The organism is Pseudomonas sp. QE6, from assembly GCF_041379005.1.
Classification (GTDB): Bacteria; Pseudomonadota; Gammaproteobacteria; order Pseudomonadales; family Pseudomonadaceae; genus Pseudomonas.
On record NZ_CP166873.1, the window covers coordinates 4,168,655 to 4,181,766 of the forward strand.

A 13,112-nucleotide genomic window follows, 5' to 3' on the forward strand; every position below is an offset into this window, starting at 1 on the left:
ATAACAATAACGACAGAGCCCCCGATGTCCCACGAGCTCAGCCAGCTGCGCAAATTCGTCTCGCCAGAGATCATTTTCGGTGCCGGATGCCGGCACAATGTCGCCAATTACGTGAAAACCTTCGGCGCCCGCAAGGTGCTGGTGGTGTCGGACCCCGGTGTACTCGCCGCCGGCTGGGTCGCCGACATCGAAGCCAGCCTGGCCGCCCAGGACATTCCTTTCTGCCGTTACACCGACGTTTCGCCCAACCCGCGCGTGGAAGAGGTGATGCGCGGTGCCGACTTCTACCGTAGCAAGGGTTGCAACGTCATAGTCGCGGTCGGTGGCGGTAGCCCCATGGACTGCGCCAAGGGCATCGGTATCGTCGCCGCCCACGGTCGCAACATCCTCGAATTCGAGGGTGTGGACACCCTGCGCGTGCCCAGTCCGCCGCTGATCCTGATCCCGACCACCGCCGGCACCTCGGCGGACGTCTCGCAGTTCGTGATCATCTCCAACCAGGACGAGCGGATGAAGTTCTCCATCGTCAGCAAGGCCGTGGTGCCCGACGTGTCGCTGATCGACCCGGAAACCACCCTGACCATGGACCCGTTCCTGTCCGCCTGCACCGGCATCGACGCCCTGGTGCATGCCATCGAGGCCTTCGTTTCCACCGGCCACGGCCCGCTCACCGACCCCCACGCGCTGGAGGCCATGCGGCTGATCAACGGCAACCTGGTGCAGATGATCGCCAATCCGGCGGACATTGCCCTGCGCGAGAAGATCATGCTGGGCAGCATGCAGGCGGGGCTGGCGTTCTCCAACGCCATCCTCGGCGCGGTGCACGCCATGTCCCACAGCCTGGGCGGCTACCTCGACCTGCCGCACGGCCTGTGCAACGCCGTGCTGGTGGAGCACGTGGTGGCCTTCAACTACAGCGCCGCGCCCGAGCGCTTCAAGGTCATCGCCGAGACCTTCGGCATCGACTGTCGGGGGATGAACCATACGCAGATCCGCCAGCGCCTGGTTGAACACCTGATTGCCCTGAAGAACGCCGTGGGCTTCCACGAGAGCCTCGGCCTGCACGGCGTTGGCAGTTCGGACATTCCCTTCCTCTCGCGCCATGCGATGCAGGACCCGTGCATCCTCACCAACCCTCGCGAGTCCAGCCAGCGCGATGTCGAGGTGGTGTATGGCGAGGCCCTCTGACGAGCAGCAACAACAGGCACTGGCCGGGTTGCTCGGGCTGGGCAGCCACTCCGTGCGCAAGAGCCACTACCCCGAGCTGGTGGCGCGCCTGGACGAGCTGGAAACCGAGCGCAACCGCTATAAATGGCTGTTCGAGAACGCCGTCCACGGCATTTTCCAGGCCAGCCTGAGCCAGGGCCTGCGGGCGGCAAACCCGGCCCTGGCGCATATGCTCGGCTACGACGATCCGCAGCAGGTGCTGTGGAACCTGCAGGGCATGGCGACCCAGCTGTTCGCCGGCGGCGAGGCGGAAATGCGCCGCATCCGCGACCTGTTGCAGGAGCGCGGCGGCCTGTTCGGCTACGAGACGCGACTGCTCCGGCGCGACGGCAGCCATGTCGACGTGCTGATGAACCTGCTGCTCAAACCGGACGAAGAAGGGCTGGTGGAAGGCTTCGTCGCCGACATCACCGAACGCGTCCAGGCCCAGCAGCGCCTGCAGAGCCTCAACGAGGAACTGGAACAGCGCGTCGCCACCCGCACCCGCGAACTGGAGGCACTCAACCAGCAGCTGCGCGAAGCCCGTGACGCCGCCGAGGCGGCCAACCTGTCCAAGGACAAGTACCTGGCGGCGGCCAGCCATGACCTGCTGCAGCCGCTGAACGCCGCGCGACTGCTGCTTTCGACCCTCCGCGAGCGGCAACTGCCAACGTCCGAACGGCAACTGGTGGAGCGCACCCATCAGGCGCTGGAGGGTGCGGAGAACCTGCTCAGCGACCTGCTGGAAATCTCCCGCCTGGATCAGAGCGCGATCCGCGCCGAACCGGAATCGCTGAACCTCGACGAACTCCTCGGCCCGCTGGCCTCGGAGTTCGACAGCGTGGCGCGCGCTTCCGGCCTGCAACTGCGCGCGCGCATTCCCGACCTGCGGGTACGCACCGACGCCCACCTGGTCTCGCGCATCCTGCGCAACTTCCTCAGCAACGCCTGCCGCTACACCCAGCGCGGCGGCGTGCTACTGGCGGCCCGCCGTCGCGGTGGCAGCGTGCGCCTGGAGGTCTGGGACACCGGCCGGGGGATTCCCGCCGATCAACTGCAGGCGATCTTCCGCGAGTTCAACCAGCTCGATGTCGGCCGCGCCGCCGAGCGCCAGGGCGTCGGCCTGGGCCTGGCCATCGTCGACCGCATCGCCGGCCTGCTGGGCTGCAGCGTCCAGGTGCGCTCGACCCTGGGGCGCGGATCGCTGTTCGCCATCGAAGTCCCTGTGGCTGGCGATCTGCCGGTCCAGCAACCCGCACCCAGCACGCCGCGCCCCGGTATCGGCGACCCATTGCCGGGAAGGCGCCTCCTGGTGATCGACAACGAAGAGGCCATTCTCTACAGCATGTCCGCGCTGCTGGGCCAATGGGGTTGCGAAGTCCTCACGGCGACGGACCTCGAAACTGCCGTGGCAGCCCTGGAGGCCAGGGCGCCGGACATCATCGTCGCCGACTATCACCTGGACTACGGCCTCACCGGCTGCGAGGTCGTGAAGGCGCTGCGCGAAAAGTACGCAATGAGCATTCCCGCGGTGATGATCACCGCCGACCGCAGCGACGAATGCCGGCGCGCGCTGCAACGGCTCGACATTCCGCTACTGAACAAGCCGGTACGCCCCGGGAAGCTGCGGGCGGTGCTGAGTTCACTGGTGCAAGGGTAGGGGAAGGGCGCACAGAACCTGCTGTCTGGTATCGATGCGGCCCAAGGCTGAAATTCCCGTCAGTCAAGGGCCGGATGATGCAACGTCTGCTCGACTAGACTCACCCAGCGCAGCTCAGGTCAACGTCAGGCTCGCGTGCTCCGCATGGACCGTTGAGGGAAATCCCTCATTGTCTGGCGGTATCACGCCTCCCTAGCATTGCTCCAGGTAATCGACCCGATCGACGGAGAAAAACCATGGCTACCGTACCGACTGACGACAAGCGCCCGACCCCTGATCCGGCCGAGGACAATGCTTTTTTCCCTTCGCCGTACTCGCTCAGCCAGTTTACGTCCCCCAGATCCGACCTCAGTGGCGCCGATTATCCGAATCCCTATTGCGGCGGGCGTTGGAAGGTCCTGATGATCGGGGCCGATGAGCGCTATTTGCTGACGGACAACGGCACCCTGTTTTCCACGGGAAACCACCCCGTAGAGACCTTGTTGCCCATGTACCACCTGGACAAGGCCGGGTTTGCCTTCGATATCGCCACCCTGTCCGGAAACCCGGTCAAATTCGAGTACTGGGCCATGCCCTCCGAAGATGCCGAGGTGAAAGGGCAATACGCCAAGTATCGCGAGCAGTTCAAGACTCCACTCAAGCTGGCCGATGTGATCGAGCAGAAGCTGGGCGAAGACTCCGACTATATCGGCGTGTTCATTCCTGGCGGTCACGGGGCCTTGATCGGTCTGCCCAAGAGCGAAGACGTGAAAAAGATCCTTCAGTGGGCTGCGGCCAACGACAAGTTCGTGATCTCGCTTTGTCATGGCCCCGCAGCTCTGCTCGCAGCAGGCATCGGTGAAAGCCGGGACACCTGCATCTACAACGGCTACAAGATCTGCGCGTTTCCCGATGATCTGGACGCGAAGACCCCAGACATCGGTTACATGCCCGGCCATCTGACCTGGAAGTTCGGGGAAGAACTGAAAGCGCTGGGCGTTGAGATCATCAACAAGGACATCTCGGGTGCAACCCACCAGGACCGGAAACTGCTCACCGGCGACAGCCCACTCGCGGGCAACGCCCTGGGCAGGCTGGCGGCCGCCGCGTTGCTGAAAGAGGTCGCAGCGGGGTGATCCAGGACGTGGCCGAGGCGGCATTTCGAGCCGTCCTTGCGATCGAGAGTGCGCAAACGCTTTCGGTGATCCAGGAGGCGATCCGCGCTTTTGCCATGCCCTTTGGTTACGACCGCTTCGTCCTGTTTTCCGCCACATCGGCACGGGACGAAGTGGTCGAACGCATCTACTGGGTGGAGGGTAACTGGTTCGATGACCAGGCTACGGTCGACGCACAGACCTATGTCCGGCGCTGTCCAGTCACCCGCCATATCCTGGAGGCCCGTGAGCCCTTTTACTGGAGCAAGGTGAAGGGCAGCGGCGGCGAGCTTTACCGGGTGGTTCGCACCCCGGCAGGCCCCGGCGTTCATGGATTGCAAATACCCGTATTCGGTCCATTGGGGCTTGAAGGCGCCATGAGCCTTGGCGGCGAGCGGGTGGATGCGACTCCCCGGGTTCGCCTGGCCTTGAGCATTGTGGCCAGGGCCGCATTCTTCTCCGCGCGCCGCTTGCTCGAGGCGCCAGTGGGCGAGGTATACAGAAAACTTTCCGAGCGTGAGCGCGAAGTCCTGGCGTGGACTGCTGCAGGAAAACGTCAGGCGGATATCGCCGCAACCTTGGGGCTGTCGGAGCGCACGGTAGAAAACCATCTGCGTTCGGCGCGTCGCCGTCTTGGCGTTGCAACCACGGCCCAGGCCATCACCATCGCCATTCGCCACGGTGATCTCGAAGGCTGAGGAGGAGGGCGCCAAACGCAGGGGTAGGGCACGAGACTCTCCGCCGACTCGTACGACCACAGATCGGTTATTCCACAGCGCGATGGGGATGAAACTAGAGTTGCGGTATTGCTGCAGACGACGCTCCGGCATGGAGCGCTTGCTGCCGCAAGGAGGTCGGGATGAAAGCGCTACTGCTGTTGCTCAGCGTCAGCCTGTTCACCGCACCTGCCGTGGCCAGTGAGTGGAATCGCGACGATCGGAAGCCTGACCAGCCCAGCCCGGTCGAGAATCCGGCACCAGCGGACGAAGTCTCCCCACCGAACGACCTTCATCCAGCGTCAGCGAGTACCGTACCGATACCCCCCTCAACCGCTATCACCCGTAACGCCGGGGACAGGGTGGGGGTGGAGGAGGCGCGCAAGATCTTCAGCGCAAGGCTAAGCGGCAAGCCTCGTCGCTGTGATGCCGCAGTCATCGACTTCCCGCGCTGGGAGGGCTTTCCCGTACAGCGCTGCGATTACTTTGACGCCGGCGTGCGAGTGAAGACCTATATGCTCAACCCCTCGATCTACCAGCTATCCCGCTGGACGGTGACGGCCTGTAAAGACGCAGGAGCGAGCAACATGCGCGCTTGTGTCAACGCCGTGGCCGAAACCATCATCATGGCTTCGACCGGTGTCTTTCCCGTCTCGGGATTCATACCGGCGCCCGCCAAATCCGCAGGTGGGCAGGGTAATCAAATGCTGTGCCTCCTGTTCAGGGACGGTGTGACGGTGCATTCCGCCCAGTTCGTCGAGGCTCCCGCTGCGATCAACGGAACCTGTCCATCCGTGGATCACGGATCACTGGTAACCCGTGCGATGCAGTTCGCTCGAGTCGCATCGACCACCCGTGATGAATATCGTGCCCATGGTGGGGCCATTTTTGTGGGGACCGACGGGGACGGTAGCGCGCACTGGCTGGATGTTGTCCGCGAGCTTTATCAGAGAGCCTGGACCAGTGAGCGCAACGAGCTGATTTCAGCGAAAGCCGTGGCGATGCATGCACAACATCTTTTTGAGTGAGACGCGAGCAGAGCAAGGAGGTCCGTTGATCAGAACACCGACCACCTGATCCGCAAACTCAGCAGCTCAAGCGCCACCATCCCGGCGGGCGAATTGCCCGCAGCATTACCGAAAACGGCACCAACGCGTCGCCCGCACAGTAATAGTTGCCATCGTTGCCATAAACGGCGATGCCCAGCTGCTGCGCCGGCACGTCAGCCAGCGCGGGTATGTAGTCAGCCACCGACAGCACGGGGCGGCATCCTTGACGCAGACTGAGCAGGAGAAATCACATTTTGGGAATCAAAATGGCGGCGATGCTTCAACATAGGGCCAGGAGGCTGGCCGCCGGCAGGGAAATCCGTGCACCAGCAGATCGCCGATACGGTGCATGTTCGATCCTGAAATGTCCTGAATCACGCCCCTATCCGTCATTTAAGATATTGCCAAGGCGCGGCATTCTGCTCTCCAGTTCCACCCAACCTGGAGAATCACGCGGCGCTGAACAGCATCATCGGTGACGCCGGATTGGTTCGACCCAAATCCTAGAGGGTTGCCTCGATGAACGATGAAAACTGCGATCTGCTGGATCGCGTGGTATCCGCCCACGGTGGGCTGGATCGCTGGAATGCTCTCAGTACAGTACGCGCCAGCATTGTGACTGGCGGCTCGTTGTGGGGTATGAAAGGGCTGACCCAGGACAGCACCGCGAGGGAGATGGCTGTCTGGCTGCATGAGCAGCGAGCCTCGGTCATGCCATTCGGGGCGCCGAATCAACGTACGGCCTACACGCCCAATCGCATCGCCATCGAGAACACCAATGGTGATGTAGTGGCGGAACGGTGGAACCCCCGGGAGTCATTCCTCGGGCACGGCGAAACGACGCCGTGGGATCCGCTGCATCGAGCGTATTTCAACGGCTATGCGCTCTGGTCCTATCTCACCATGCCATTCCTGTTCACCCTTCCGGGTGTCAAGGCGGAAGAGCTTTCTCTCTGGGAGGAGGGTGACCAACACTGGCGTCGGTTAAGGGTGTATTTCCCGGAGAACGTGGTTACGCACTGCTCGACTCAGGTCTTCTATTTCGGCGAGGACTTCCTGTTGCGGCGGCACGACTATTCCGTCGACATCAGCGGAGCGCTGCCTGCTGCCCAGTATGTTCACGATTACATAGAAGCCGATGGGCTGCGCACTCCTGGTAAACGGCGCGCCTATCGACGAGATGAGCGCGGCCAGGCGATCGAAGAACAATTGTTGGTTTCCATCGATATCACCAACCTTCGGTACACATGAGTTGACTGGTCAGTTCGAGGCGAAAGGTGTTGATGGTCAGCGGCAGTTTTCGATCCAAAACGGACGCACAGCCCGAGCCATCTAAGACCGTTGCGCATGACGCGAGTACATCCTAGACAAGGCTTTGTATTCCATTGTGTCCTTAGGTTGCTCTGACACCTGAGCACATAGCGGCACTTCTTTTCGACACTCTAGAGATACCTCGACGGCATTCAATAGGGCCATCAGGAGATCGTCGTACGCCACAGAGCACAGCTCCCGGCTGCCCTCGGTCCTGTCCTGATTTCCCTTCCATGCTCGAGGATCAATGCCATGAACAACCTGAAAACCTGCCTGACCGCCATCGCCTTCGTCCTGTCCGGTGTTGCCGTACACGTGAACGCTGCCGAGAAAAGTTGCGCGGACGGCGACATCTGCTTCCAGCTGGCGCCCATGGCTAGCGAGAATGGAGTACCGCAGCTGGCAGAAGATGGCTTCAGCAGAACGCCTCTGGGCACGCACCTGAGCCCGGAAGAGCCGGCACAGCAGACTTTGGCCGCAGATGGTTTCGGCAAGACTCCGCTGGGCAAGCATCTGGTGGGGAAACAGGACTCCAGCGTTGCCTGACCTGATTGGGGGCCCGGACGGAGAACTGATCTCCATCCGGGTGGCTGGGGCGTCAAGAGAGAGTATGAGCTTTGTGCTCCGCGACAGCGCTCACGCCACATGGCTGAGCTGCTGGCGAACCCGGCGGCGCTTAACTGCGTGCAATGAAACACCTTTGGCAGCATCGTCGACGTAGCAACCATGAAGGGCGGACACACTCGATCATCGAGGACGCCACGATCATCGCCGAAGGTGAGTGCATTACCTGGAGCGGTCCACACTACGATTACGCAGTATGTGATTTAACATAATATACATTATGCGAATATTCGGATTGACCAATGCGAGGGCTTACCTGTGGATTTCACGCCAGAAACCTGGCCCATTCCACTGAATCTCGTTCCTTCACTCGCAGGCTGCCTTATCGACCGCCGCGCTTGCTCCTGATTCCCGGCACCCGATTCGCCGACTTTCGTCACGTCACTCGCAACGCTCGATGCAGTTTGCATTCGGCTCAGATTATTGCGAATTGGCCTGGCAACGAACCCGCTGGATCGACATAGCGCAACGCCGACTTCGGATCTCGCCAGCCCACATAACTCATCAGCGTCTTTTGATCCCAACCGCTGCGAGTTGCCCAGGTCGCGAAACCACGCCTTAGTGAATGGCTGCTGTAACGTTCCGCAGGAATGCCGCAATCACGCAATGCCGTGCGCAGGATCGGAATGACGCTGTTCGGATGCAGTTGGCCATCGCTGGCGTGTCCCCAGCGATCGATGCTTCGGAAAACCGGCCCTTGCTGTTCACCAAGCTCGGCTGTCCAGTCCTGGTAGGCCTGTACCGGGCATAAACGGGCCAATGCCGGCGCATGAAAGGTCTGGCCGAGGTTTTCCCGGTCGGCCTTGCTCCACGGCAGGTAGATCGCCATGCCTTTTCCCGGCGTGACCTCGATGTGCTCGATCCGCAGGCGGCAGAGCTCTTCGCTACGAAACGCACGCCAGAACCCCATGAGGATCAACGCCCGGTCACGCAGGCTGCGCCGGCGCCGTGGCGTATCGTCCGCCTGGTGAGCCGACACGGCGGATCGCTCCAGGTGCTGAATGCACAGTTCCAGATCCTGAAGCTGTAACGGCTGCGCCTGCTTCTCCGGCCTCGGGTGCAGCACACGAATCCCCTTCAGTACCTTGCGCACGACAGGCGCCTTGGTCGGGTCTGGAAAACCCTGGCTGAGGTGCCACTGCGCAAGCGCCGCCAGCCGGGCCTTGAGCGTGTTGGCGCTGAGCACCCCGGCATGGTCGGCCAGGTAGCGGGCAATGCTGTCGCTGGTGGTCGGCAGAAAGCCTCCCCAACTGACTTCGAAGTGCTCGATGGCGGCCTGGTAGCTGCGCCGCGTATTGCTGCGCGTGGCGGCTTCTATATAGCGCTCCAACTCGTGGGGCATCACCGCCCTCCTCCTTTACCTGTACCGGCCCTCGGCGTCATTCATGCCCAGTCATGACCATCACACGTGATAATTCGTGATTATCCAAGTTCAGTTTATTCAGCACAAACGTTGATTACTCTTGATAAAATACTATGTATTTACATATTACGTACCACACTACGAAATCGTCGGAGACCCCATGGCACGCGGCGGAATCACCAAGGCTCTGGTACAGAAGGCACGCTCAGCCATACTCGCGCGCGGAGAAAATCCGAGTATCGATGCCTTGCGCGTCGAGCTGGGCAACACGGGGTCGAAGTCCACGATCCACCGTTACCTGAAGGAAATCGAAGCGGAGAACGCCCCTCGCAGCAGCGAGCGCCCTTCGCTCAGTGACAACCTGACCGAACTGGTGGCGCAACTGGCCAGCCAGTTGCAAAAGGAAGCACGTCAGTCCGTCGCGGAGGACCGGGCTGCCCTCTCCCGCGAACGCCTGGACTACCAGCAGCAGGTGCGCAACGCCCAGGCGCAGATCGACCTGTTGAAGGAATCCGTGCAAGCCATGGAGGCCCAGCTGCAGGGCGCTCGCAGCCAGCTCCAGGCCGCCCAGGAGCAGAAGCATCAGGCCGACCTTGCCAATGCCCGGCTTCGCCAGTTGGGGAGCGACCTGGAGACCCGCCTGCGGGAGCGGGATGCACAGATTCTTTCGCTCGAGGAGAAACACAATCATGCGCGCCTGGCGCTGGATCACTTCCGCCAGGCGGCCAAGGAGCAGCGGGAGCAGGAACAGCGGCAGCACGAAGCGCAGGTCCAGCAGCTCGGTGTCGAGCTCCGGCAACTGCAGCAGTCGATGATCGTGCGCCAGGACCAGCTGACCCAGCTCAATCGCGACAATGAGCGGCTGCTTACCGAGGCCCGCTTGCTGCGCAATGAACAGGACGCCAAGCACCAGCAGCTCATGCGGGAAACGCTGGCCTCCGAAGTGCTCCGGCAGGACAAGGCGCGGCTCGACGGGCAGCGCATCGAGATCGAGGAGCGAAACCAGGAACTGACCGATGAGCTTCGCCTGTCACAGCAACAGGCACGAGAACAGGCCATCAGGATCGCCGCGCTGGAAGAGCAGCTTCAGCAAGCCGCTCTGCGTGCCGAAGCGGCTACGGCGCCTGAATAGGCAGAAACCAGCAGGTTGTTCAGGAAGCCACCGGCTCCTCTTCAAATGCTTCGGCAAGAAAGTCGATCAGCTTCGCACGGCAGGCATGAGGCCGCGCCGGGAGGAAAAGATCGCGACCACGTCGCCCATTTTCGGCGCCCAGTCGCCGAGTACATTGACCAGCCTGCCGCTGGTCAGGTCCTCGCGCACCACCTCCTCCGGGACACCAGCGCGCCTTCGCGCAGCACGGACACATCGTCGGAAACGATGCGTGGCCGCAGGTGGATGGACGCCGAGGCGCCGTTCGGCCCGACATGCTCCTGGACATTCGGCCCCAGCAGAGACTGGGCAGTTCGACCAGGTCCGCCGCCCCCTCCGCCGCGCCCGCGCCAGAAAGCCCGCTGGGCGCCGCCACCGGGTTGTATCGGCACTGCGCCAGCTTGCGCATGATCGGCTCGCGGCCTTCCAGCGGTTGATGGCGAACGCTCAGGACCAGATCGAAGCCTTCGCTCATGACATCGAAACGGCGACGTCATCCCGTGCCTCAGAACAGGCTGACCGGGTAATCGACGATCAGGCGGTACTCATCGGCGCTGGAGTTGCCACGGGTGTTGCCCGGCGCGGTATAGCCGTTACCTTCGCGATGGGCCGCCCAGCGCACGGTCAGCGACAGGTCCTTCGCCGGGCCGGACGGGACCAGGTACTTGAAGGCCAGGTCGCGTTCCCAGTGCTTGGCGTTCTTGCCGTCGGGGTTGTAGATGTAGCCATAGCCGGCGCTGCCGGGATCGACGCGGGTCAGGTCCGCCTCGCCCCGCGTATAGGCGGCGATGAATTGCAGCGTCGGCGCACCCAGGAAGGCCAGGGGCGTTTCGTACTGCACCCGCCAGGATTTTTCTCCCGGGCCGTTGAAGTCGGCGAACTGCTGGGAGTTGCTCAGGTAAAGGAAGATCCGGTCGTTCTGCGTCAGGTAGTCGAAGGGCGTCCGACCGTCGACCTTCTGCAACCCGAGGGTCACGGTCTGTCCGTAGGCGGTCGCAGCGAGCCCGGCGCTGTAGGTGTCGTTGTCGATCGTTCCCAACTGGCTGCGGCCCTCGTCCCGTGTCCTGAAGTAGTGCAGGTAGGGCTTGAGCAGCAGCTTGTCAGTGACCGGGATGGCATCGGAGATACCCAGGTAGTACTGGTTCCAGATGTCCGTGAGCTGGCCGCCATAGGCCGAGAGCTGCACGCCCCAGGGGTCGCTGTAGATGGCGCCCGCCCATCCCACGTGGGAGCTTTCGCGATCCGCCAGCACGCCGGCCTTGTTGCGTGCGCCGTAGGCGGTGACCAGGTGACTGTGTCCGCTCTGATTGCGCAAACGCGTGGACTCCACGAAACCCGCATCCAGCCACAGGTCCTGCAGGCCGTGATTCTTCAGCGTGATGCCGCGATAGGCCTGGGGAAACAGGCGGCTCGTTCCGCTGGCCACCAGCGGGTTTTCCACCAGTTGATCACCGGCCTTCACCAGGGTGTCGAGGTACCTGAGCTTGAGCGCGGCTCCCGCGCTGGAGAACTCGTCCTCGGGCTTGCGGGATGAGTCCAGGGGCAGCAGGCCGGCACCGCCGCTGCCACCCCCGCCGTCCAGCTTGAGCCCCAGGAAGCCGTGGGCATCCACCCCGACGCCAATCGGCGTGTCGGTGAAGCCGGACCTGAAGGAAAGCAGGAAGCCTTGCGCCCACTCCGTGGGATTGCTCGTGACCAGGTCGGAATGATTGTCACGCTGGAAATAGTAATTCCTCACCAGGCCGTCCAGTCGCGCACCCTCCACCAGCCCCGGCGGGATGGTCAGCTCGACGGCCTGCCGGTCGTTGACGCCGGTGAAGATGTTGTCCTTCTGCCCCAGGGAGTTGTCGGCCTGGGCGGGTAACGCCAGCAGCAAACCGAGTCCCAATGGGCACAACGGCAAACCTCGTTCGATAACCGGGGGTTTCATGGCCGGCATCCTCAGGCCCGCCAGGGAAGCTGAGGCGCAACCAGACGAGGCCCGTCGAACTCCGCCACCTCGCCGAACCGGGCACCACCCTCCTCCCATTCGCGCTGGGCCTGGGCGATCTCCGCCTTGCTGTGCCCGACGAAGTTCCACCAGAGGAAAATCTCCTCGGCAAAGGGTTCGCCACCGAGCAGCACGGCGCGCGCGCCGGCCGATGCCTCAAGATCAAGCGAGGTCAGGCCGCGACCGAGGTAGGCGAACTCGTTGGCGGCAAAGACCTCGCCGTTGATACTCCACTCGCCGGTCAGCGGCAGGACGCCGTATTCATGACGCTGCTCCAGGGCCAGCCGGGTACCTGCCGAATCCTTCGCGGCCAGGTCGAGCCCCACCAGCGGCGAGAAGGTACGAGCAGGCGCGGTGTACTGCCCGAAACTCCCGGCCAGCAGCGTCAGCTCGAAGCCGTCCGCCTGCCATCGGGGCAGTTGCGCGTAGTGGTCGAACACCGGCGGGCGATCACGCTCGGCGGCCGGCAGGGCGATCCACAACTGCACCGCATGCAGCTGCGCCTCTCCCGGCAAGGATTCTTCGGTATGGGTGATCCCGTGGCCCGCGGTCATCAGGTTCACCTGGCCCGGACGGATCACCTGGACATTGCCCAGGCTGTCGCGATGGAGCACTTCACCGGCGATCATCCAGGTGAAGGTCTGCAGGCCGATGTGCGGGTGCGGCCCGACCCGCAGTCCATTCCCAGAGGTAAAGACCGCCGGCCCGGCATGGTCCAGGAAGCACCAGGCCCCGACCATGCGCCGTTGCCGGGAGGGCAGCAGCCGGCTGACGGGAATGCCGCCGCCGACCTCGGCAGTGCGCGAAACGACCCGCTGAATCGCCCGGACACCGTTATTCATCGGGCAGTCGGCGGAAGATGACAGCTCGCATTGGGTTTCGTGTGTACTCATCATCAGATCTCCCTGGC

Annotated in this window: 12 protein-coding genes and 1 pseudogene; 8 read left to right on the forward strand and 5 right to left on the reverse strand. The window is 62.9% G+C overall.

Annotated elements, in window-relative coordinates:
• The first annotated feature begins 24 nt into the window (after window positions 1-24).
• From ercA to ACAW63_RS19185, 5 genes are all read left to right on the forward strand, one after another.
• On the forward strand, window positions 25-1,188 hold the full coding sequence (ercA, locus tag ACAW63_RS19165) for an alcohol dehydrogenase-like regulatory protein ErcA (protein ID WP_371227771.1): 1,164 nt from the start codon (window positions 25-27) through the stop codon (window positions 1,186-1,188).
• Entirely contained in the window at window positions 1,172-2,866 is a 1,695-nt protein-coding gene (locus ACAW63_RS19170; RefSeq protein WP_371227773.1) for a NahK/ErcS family hybrid sensor histidine kinase/response regulator, read from the forward strand. Before ercA ends, ACAW63_RS19170 begins: the two co-directional genes overlap by 17 nt.
• A 236-nt stretch (window positions 2,867-3,102) precedes the next feature.
• Window positions 3,103-3,981: a glyoxalase III HchA gene (gene hchA, locus ACAW63_RS19175; RefSeq protein WP_371227775.1), complete on the forward strand. Its 879-nt coding sequence runs from the start codon at window positions 3,103-3,105 to the stop codon at window positions 3,979-3,981.
• Entirely contained in the window at window positions 3,978-4,697 is a 720-nt protein-coding gene (locus tag ACAW63_RS19180) for a PA1136 family autoinducer-binding transcriptional regulator (RefSeq protein ID WP_371227777.1), read from the forward strand. Before hchA ends, ACAW63_RS19180 begins: the two co-directional genes overlap by 4 nt.
• Before the next feature lie 161 nt (window positions 4,698-4,858).
• Window positions 4,859-5,743, forward strand: coding sequence for a hypothetical protein (locus ACAW63_RS19185; RefSeq protein ID WP_371227778.1), 885 nt, complete (start codon window positions 4,859-4,861; stop codon window positions 5,741-5,743).
• 106 nt (window positions 5,744-5,849) lie between these two features.
• Here ACAW63_RS19185 and ACAW63_RS19190 read toward each other — a convergent pair.
• A pseudogene (locus tag ACAW63_RS19190) lies at window positions 5,850-6,005 on the reverse strand (glutaminase); the annotation flags it as partial.
• A 278-nt stretch (window positions 6,006-6,283) separates the two neighbouring features.
• On the opposite strand from ACAW63_RS19190, the gene ACAW63_RS19195 reads away from it, so the two are divergent.
• Together ACAW63_RS19195 and ACAW63_RS19200 are read left to right on the forward strand one after the other, a co-directional pair.
• A complete protein-coding gene (locus ACAW63_RS19195; RefSeq protein ID WP_371227779.1) occupies window positions 6,284-7,015 on the forward strand; it encodes a hypothetical protein in 732 nt (243 codons plus the stop codon).
• 312 nt (window positions 7,016-7,327) lie between these two features.
• Window positions 7,328-7,621, forward strand: a complete 294-nt coding sequence (locus tag ACAW63_RS19200) for a hypothetical protein (RefSeq protein ID WP_371227780.1) — start codon at window positions 7,328-7,330, stop codon at window positions 7,619-7,621.
• Window positions 7,622-8,114: 493 nt separating this feature from the next.
• Here ACAW63_RS19200 and ACAW63_RS19205 read toward each other — a convergent pair whose 3' ends face one another.
• The gene (locus ACAW63_RS19205; protein ID WP_371227781.1) at window positions 8,115-9,041 is read right to left on the reverse strand and encodes a site-specific integrase; all 927 of its coding nucleotides are present in this window, start codon (window positions 9,039-9,041) and stop codon (window positions 8,115-8,117) included.
• 181 nt (window positions 9,042-9,222) lie between these two features.
• Here ACAW63_RS19205 and ACAW63_RS19210 point away from each other — a divergent pair, with 181 nt between their 5' ends.
• The gene (locus ACAW63_RS19210; protein WP_371227782.1) at window positions 9,223-10,194 is read left to right on the forward strand and encodes a DNA-binding protein; all 972 of its coding nucleotides are present in this window, start codon (window positions 9,223-9,225) and stop codon (window positions 10,192-10,194) included.
• A gap of 66 nt (window positions 10,195-10,260) precedes the next feature.
• Here ACAW63_RS19210 and ACAW63_RS19215 read toward each other — a convergent pair whose 3' ends face one another.
• The 3 genes from ACAW63_RS19215 to ACAW63_RS19225 form a co-directional block, all read right to left on the reverse strand.
• Complete coding sequence (locus ACAW63_RS19215) at window positions 10,261-10,383, reverse strand: hypothetical protein (RefSeq protein ID WP_371227783.1); 123 nt, start codon at window positions 10,381-10,383, stop codon at window positions 10,261-10,263.
• A gap of 334 nt (window positions 10,384-10,717) precedes the next feature.
• Complete coding sequence (locus ACAW63_RS19220) at window positions 10,718-12,142, reverse strand: OprD family outer membrane porin (protein ID WP_371227784.1); 1,425 nt, start codon at window positions 12,140-12,142, stop codon at window positions 10,718-10,720.
• 11 nt (window positions 12,143-12,153) lie between these two features.
• The gene (locus ACAW63_RS19225; protein WP_371234719.1) at window positions 12,154-13,095 is read right to left on the reverse strand and encodes a pirin family protein; all 942 of its coding nucleotides are present in this window, start codon (window positions 13,093-13,095) and stop codon (window positions 12,154-12,156) included.
• Between the last annotated feature and the right edge of the window lie 17 nt (window positions 13,096-13,112).